A 5,888-nucleotide genomic window follows, 5' to 3' on the forward strand; every position below is an offset into this window, starting at 1 on the left:
TTCCACTCGGTGCTCATGGACGCCACCGCGATGTCCGCCCAGCGGTCGGCGACGCCGAGCGCGCCGACGTCGACATGCGCGATCCAGCGGCCGGCGGCATCCAGCAGCGTGTTCGGGCAGCAGGCATCGCCGTGGCAGACGACGAGGAGGTCGACCTGCGGGGGACGGCGCAGGGTCTCCGGGATCGGGATGCCGCGCCGCGCGGCGTTCGCGAGGCGGACCGGCACCGTCCAGTCGAAGGGGCATTCCGGCGCGGGCAGCGCGTCGTGCAGTGCACGCAGGCCCTCACCGACCGCGCGCACGGCCGTCGCCGGGTCTGCAAGCCACCGGTCGGTCACCGCCGACTCGCCCTCGATCGCCAGCGTGACCAGCCATTCGTGGGTGGCATCCCGGCCCGAGGCGAGCACGCGCGGCACCGGCGTGAACGAGCCCGCCCAGGCGAGGCGCGCCACCTCGTCGGCGACCGACGTCTCCGCACTCAGCGGTCCGTGCTTGATGTACCGTCCGTCGTCGGTGCGGAACGTCACCCCGCCCTCGCCGTTCAGCCACACCGGGGCGACCCCGGCCCCGCCGGCGAGCCCGCGCACGCGTGCGGGCACCGCCACGTCGAGCCCGGGGAAGGTCACCGGCCCTCGAGCACGTCGCGCAGCACCACGAGGTAGTCGTGGTCCTCGCTCTTCGTCGCGGTCAGCAGGGTCGAGGTGGGATGCTCCGCCAACCGCTCGCGCAGGGCGGGGACGGCCGGGTTGTCGGCGAGCTCCGCCTGGTACGCCGTCGCGAAGTCGTCCCAGTCGAGCTCGCCGCCGTGGAACGCCTTGCGCAGCTCCGTGGAGGGGGCGGCATCCTTCGCCCACTCGTCGAGTTCGGCGCGCTCCTTCGAGACGCCGCGCGGCCAGAGCCTGTCCACGAGCACGCGGTATCCGTCGTCGGCGGTGGGGGTGTCGTAGATGCGGGCGAGACGGATGGACATGGTCCCAGTCTGCCCCTGCGGTCGCGGCCCGTGGGCCCGGATAGCCTGGGCGCATGGACATCAACGAAGCAACGGCGCTCGTCACCGGCGGAGCCTCCGGGCTCGGCAAGGCCACCGCGATCCGGCTCGCCGAGGGCGGCGCGCGCGTCACCGTCATCGACCTGCCGTCCTCGGCGGGCGCCGAGGTCGCGGCATCCCTCGGCGGCACGTTCGTCCCCGCCGACGTGACCGACCCGGCCCAGGTGGCGGCCGCGGTGGAGCAGGCGTCGGCTTCCGGCCCGCTGCGCGTCGTCGTCAACTGCGCGGGCATCGCTCCGCCCGCGAAGGTGCTCGACCGCGACGGCAACCCGACCGCGCTCGCCGACTTCGAGCGGGTCATCCGGGTGAACCTGATCGGCACGTTCAATGTGATCCAGCAGGCGAGCGCCGCGATGGCACGCACGGATGCCACCGACTCCGGAGACCGCGGCGTCATCGTGAACACGGCGTCGGTCGCCGCGTTCGACGGGCAGATCGGCCAGCCCGCGTACTCCGCATCCAAGGGCGGCGTGCACGCCATGACGCTGCCGATCGCCCGCGAGCTCGCGCGCTACGGCATCCGCGTGTGCACGATCGCCCCGGGCATCATGGAGACCCCGATGCTCGCCGGGCTGCCGCAGCCGGCGCAGGACTCCCTCGGCCAGCAGGTGCCGTACCCGCAGCGGCTCGGCCGTCCCGACGAGTACGCGCGCATGGTGATGGCGATCGTCGACAACGGGTACCTCAACGGCGAGACCATCCGGCTCGACGGTGCGATCCGGATGGCGCCGAAGTGAGCGAGGACTTCGCGGACATGCCCGCATCGCCCGCCGGCTCCCCGATCCTGTTCTCTCTCGAGCACGGTCTCGCGCACCTCACGTTCAACCGGCCCGCGTCGCTGAACGCGATGGACTTCGCGATGGGCGCGCTGTGGCGCGACCTCGGCGAGTGGGTGGCATCCGACCCCGCCGTGAAAGCCGTGCTGCTGGATGCCACGGGACCTGCCTTCTGCGCGGGCGGCGACGTCATCGCGATGGGGTCCGCGGGTGCCGACGGCGGCGCGGTCGACGGGGCGGACGTCACCGCGATGGCGGGCGTCATCCATGCCGGCATCCGGGCGATCGTCGAGTCGGCGGTGCCGGTGGTGGCGGCCGTCCAGGGTGCGGTCGCCGGCGGAGGGCTCGGGCTGATGCTCACCGCGGACTGGATCGTCGCGGCCGATACGGCGACGTTCGCGAGCAAGTACGCGAACATCGGGCTCAGCCCCGACCTCGGCGTCTCGACCCTCCTGCCCGAGGCGATCGGGCAGCGCCGGGCGCTGCAGCTGGTGCTGCAGGACGTCACGATCGACGCGGCCACCGCCCTCGACTGGGGGCTCGTCACCGAGGTCGTGCCCCGCGCGGACGTCGCCGCCCGCGCCCGCGCCGTCGCCGACGGATGGCTGTCCGGCGCGGCCGAGGCGTACGGCGAGGCCAAGCGCCTGCTGCGCACCGGGGCGCACCGCACGTTCGGCGAGAACCTCGCCGACGAGGCCGCGACCATCGGGGCGCTGTTCGACACCGACGAGGCCCGCACCCGCGTGGCCGGCTTCGCCGCGACCTCCCGCTCCCGCAGGGGATGACGGTGGGCATCCGACAGCCGGCGAGACACCGCATCCTGCCTGATGCGCCTGGCGTCGGGCGGTGCCTCGGCCGCGACGGGGTGCCTCGCCGACGCGTCGGTTCGGGGCGGAGCGCGGAGTGAGCGACGGAGCCCGCGCAGCGCGCCTGCGCGACGAAGTCCTGCGACTTGCGAACAGGAACTGGGACCTGCGCGAGCGGACGCGGTTCGAGGCGGTGATGGCGTATCCGCTCACTCCGAGCGGGTTCGAGGTCATCGTGACGGTGATCGCCGGCATCCTCACCGGCTCGGGCGCCGCGACCGTGGATTACCGGGAGGTGCGGATCTGGGTCGATGAAGCCGGCGGCATCCACCGCCGGACCATCGGCGATCTGCCGCCTCGCCGCCGTCGCAAGGGCCGCGCCTGGGAGGTGCCGGACACGGACGGCCCCGGAGCGCGCACCGTGTTCGACGAGGGCCCCCGCCAGACATAGCCTCCCGCGCCCGCCGGGGATGACGGTGGCGCCGAGGCACCTCGTTGCGGCTGAAGCACCGCGCGACGCCCGGTGGGCCAGCCAGAATCCGGTGCTTCGATGCGTCCACAGGGGGTGGGGCGCGACGGCGGCGCGGCGACTTGTCCACAGGCCATCGGCGGGCCGACGACGACGATCGTCGAAGCGCCACCATACGGGGATGCTGAAGCCACCACCCGCCGAGCTGTTGATCTCGTCCGAGAACACGATCTCCCCTGTTCGATTCGACCGGGACCCGGCGTTGAGACGAGTCCGCGCCGGGGCATACGTTCCGACTGACGCGTGGGATGCCCTGAAGCCGTGGGAGCGGTACCTGCTGCGCGTCCACGCCGTGGCCCGGAGCTGGCGCAACCCCACGTTCTGCCTCGAGGCGGCGCTGTCGCTGCAGGGGCTCCCGATCTTCGGCGAGCCGGCCGAGATCCACGTGCTGGACACGTACGGCCGGCGGCGCGGAGACGTGCACATGCACGGTGGCATCCGGAATCACGAGATCGCGACGATCGACGGCCTTTCTCTGACGACCTGGGTCGACACGGCCGTGGCGTTCGCCCGGGTCGCACCGCCCGCACACGCGCTCGCGGTGGCCGATGCAGTCATCCGATCGCACCTCGACGCCGGCCGAGACGTCGACCTGCGGCAGCGCGCGGCGGCCCAGGCGGAGCGCCGTGGATTGCGGCAGGTCGCGTGGGTGCAGGAACACGCACGTGCAGAGGCGGAGTCCGTCGGCGAAGCGGTGAGTCGTGCGGTGATCGAGTGGCTCGGATATGAGGAGCCCGAATTGCAGGTCGAATTCGTCGCCGAGGGGCACCGGGATCGCGTCGACTTCTTCTGGCGGGCGGCCCAGGTGATCGGCGAGTCGGACGGGTACGGCAAGTACGACGCCTCCGATCCCAGAGCCATGAAGGCGCATTTCGTCCGGGAGAAGCAGCGCGAAGACCGGCTGCGCCGTCAGGTGCGCGGATTCGCGCGATGGGATTGGAAGGATGCCATGCATCCCGATCGGCTGGATCGCACCCTGCGCAACGCCGGGTTGCGCCCCGTGCGCCCACGCCGGCAACGAATGCTCGACGCGGTCGCTCAGAATCCTCGCGGGCTCCCCGCCGCGACGGGCATTCAGCACGAGAAACCTGATTTCGGCTGACCCGCCTGGCGACGGCGGGTGCCTCGGCCGGAATCCGGTGTCTCGGCGGAACCCGAGTCTCCCCACCCGAGGCGCCCCGCCCGGGGCGCCCAGCCGGGGAGCGGGTGCGGCCGGTAGCCTGGAGGGATGAGCGAACGCACCGCGCCGGCACGTCAGGTGCGCCCGGCGACCGAGGGATGGACCCAGCAGAAGGATGCCGAGGGCCGCCCGCTGCTGCAGTTCGCGAGCCCGCGCCGCGGCAAGCCGCCGGTGCACCTGGCCGACCTCACCCCGGAGCAGCGCGTCGAGAAGGTCTCCGAACTCGGGATGCCGGGCTTTCGCGCCAAGCAGCTCGAGAAGCACTACTTCACCCACTACACGCACGATCCCGCCGAGATGACCGACCTGCCGGCATCCGGCCGCGAGGAGCTCGTGCACGGGATGCTGCCGCCGCTGCTCACCGAGGTGCGGCGCCTGCAGACCGACCGCGGCGACACGATCAAGTTCCTCTGGAAGCTGTTCGACGGGGCGCTCGTCGAGTCGGTACTGATGCGCTACCCGGGCCGCATCACGCTGTGCGTGTCGAGCCAGGCGGGATGCGGCATGAACTGCCCGTTCTGCGCCACCGGGCAGGCGGGCCTCACCCGCAACATGTCTGCCGCCGAGATCATCGAGCAGATCGTGCGCGCCAACCGCGTGATCGCCCAGGGCCAGCTCGGACCGGCGGAGCATGACGGCGAGCGGGTCACCAACATCGTCTTCATGGGCATGGGGGAGCCGCTCGCGAACTACGCCCGCGTCATGCAGGCGGTGCGCGTGATGACCGACAAGAAGCACGGCCTGGGCATGAGCGCCCGCGGCATCACGGTGTCGACCGTCGGGCTGGTGCCGGCGATCAAGAAGCTCGCCGACGAGGACATCCCGGTGACGTTCGCCCTCTCGCTGCACGCTCCCGACGACGAACTGCGCGACGAGCTCATCCCGGTGAACTCGCGCTGGAAGGTCGACGAGGCGCTGGATGCCGCCCGCGGCTACTTCGAGCGCACCGGCCGGCGTGTCTCGATCGAGTACGCCCTCATCAAGGACATGAACGACCACGCCTGGCGTGCCGACCTGCTGGGCGACAAGCTCAACGCCCGCGGGCGCGGCTGGGTGCACGTCAACCCCATCCCGCTGAACCCGACCCCGGGCTCGATCTGGACGGCCTCCACGCGCGCCGCGCAGAACGAGTTCGTGCGCCGCCTGGAAGCGAAGGGCATCCCCACGACGCTGCGCGACACCCGCGGCAAAGAGATCGACGGCGCGTGCGGTCAGCTGGTCGCGACCGCCGAGGATGAGGCCGTGGCCGCCTCCACCCCGCTCGAGGAATAAGCGCCGGACCGGGTGTTTCGTCCGTGGACGGATGCTCCGCACAGCACCCGTCCACCACTCGCCCAGGAGCGCCCGACAGGCTGGAGTGATGTCCTACTCCAATCACCGGCCCGGACGTTTCGGCTCCGACGGCCGCATCGAGTTCGACGTGGCGACCGACGAGGCCGACGACACCCCCCTCTACCTCGAGGACGTGATCGCGGCGCAGAACGGCGGAGCCCACTACGACGACGAGCTGTTCGACGAGCACCCCACCACCCCGATTCCGGATGCTGCG

General features: G+C 71.9%; 7 protein-coding genes and 1 pseudogene. 6 read left to right on the forward strand and 2 right to left on the reverse strand.

Going from position 1 to position 5,888, the window contains the following annotated elements:
• Both VJR25_RS09485 and VJR25_RS09490 read right to left on the reverse strand, forming a co-directional pair.
• A partial coding sequence (locus VJR25_RS09485) for an aminoglycoside 3'-phosphotransferase (RefSeq protein ID WP_324114729.1) occupies positions 1-626 on the reverse strand: 626 nt, incomplete at its 3' end.
• Positions 623-970, reverse strand: a complete 348-nt coding sequence (locus VJR25_RS09490; RefSeq protein WP_324114730.1) for a DUF488 domain-containing protein — start codon at positions 968-970, stop codon at positions 623-625. The genes VJR25_RS09490 and VJR25_RS09485, both read right to left, overlap by 4 nt.
• Positions 971-1,023: 53 nt before the next feature.
• On the opposite strand from VJR25_RS09490, the gene VJR25_RS09495 reads away from it, so the two are divergent.
• From VJR25_RS09495 to VJR25_RS09520, 6 genes and pseudogenes are all read left to right on the forward strand, one after another.
• Positions 1,024-1,785 (forward strand): SDR family NAD(P)-dependent oxidoreductase, encoded by a 762-nt coding sequence (locus VJR25_RS09495; RefSeq protein WP_324114731.1) that lies wholly within the window; start codon positions 1,024-1,026, stop codon positions 1,783-1,785.
• A gap of 17 nt (positions 1,786-1,802) precedes the next feature.
• Complete coding sequence (locus VJR25_RS09500) at positions 1,803-2,609, forward strand: enoyl-CoA hydratase/isomerase family protein (RefSeq protein ID WP_324114732.1); 807 nt, start codon at positions 1,803-1,805, stop codon at positions 2,607-2,609.
• A 118-nt stretch (positions 2,610-2,727) separates the two neighbouring features.
• On the forward strand, positions 2,728-3,081 hold the full coding sequence (locus VJR25_RS09505) for a hypothetical protein (protein ID WP_324114733.1): 354 nt from the start codon (positions 2,728-2,730) through the stop codon (positions 3,079-3,081).
• Positions 3,082-3,280: 199 nt separating this feature from the next.
• On the forward strand, positions 3,281-4,261 hold the full coding sequence (locus VJR25_RS09510; RefSeq protein WP_324114734.1) for a hypothetical protein: 981 nt from the start codon (positions 3,281-3,283) through the stop codon (positions 4,259-4,261).
• A gap of 126 nt (positions 4,262-4,387) precedes the next feature.
• Positions 4,388-5,611: a 23S rRNA (adenine(2503)-C(2))-methyltransferase RlmN gene (gene rlmN / locus VJR25_RS09515; protein WP_324114735.1), complete on the forward strand. Its 1,224-nt coding sequence runs from the start codon at positions 4,388-4,390 to the stop codon at positions 5,609-5,611.
• 88 nt (positions 5,612-5,699) lie between these two features.
• A pseudogene (locus tag VJR25_RS09520) lies at positions 5,700-5,888 on the forward strand (hypothetical protein); the annotation flags it as partial.

The sequence above is a fragment of the Microbacterium sp. genome (assembly GCF_035277845.1).
GTDB lineage: Bacteria > Actinomycetota > Actinomycetes > Actinomycetales > Microbacteriaceae > Microbacterium.

Excerpts from the sequence above, each read along its gene's own strand:
- VJR25_RS09500 (WP_324114732.1), top strand. The coding sequence starts at position 1,803 with ATGCCCGCATCGCCCGCCGGCTCCCCGATCCTGTTCTCTCTCGAGCAC.
- VJR25_RS09495 (WP_324114731.1), top strand. The coding sequence starts at position 1,024 with ATGGACATCAACGAAGCAACGGCGCTCGTCACCGGCGGAGCCTCCGGG.
- rlmN (WP_324114735.1), top strand. The coding sequence starts at position 4,388 with ATGAGCGAACGCACCGCGCCGGCACGTCAGGTGCGCCCGGCGACCGAG.
- VJR25_RS09510 (WP_324114734.1), top strand. The coding sequence starts at position 3,281 with ATGCTGAAGCCACCACCCGCCGAGCTGTTGATCTCGTCCGAGAACACG.
- VJR25_RS09490 (WP_324114730.1), bottom strand. The coding sequence starts at position 970 with ATGTCCATCCGTCTCGCCCGCATCTACGACACCCCCACCGCCGACGAC.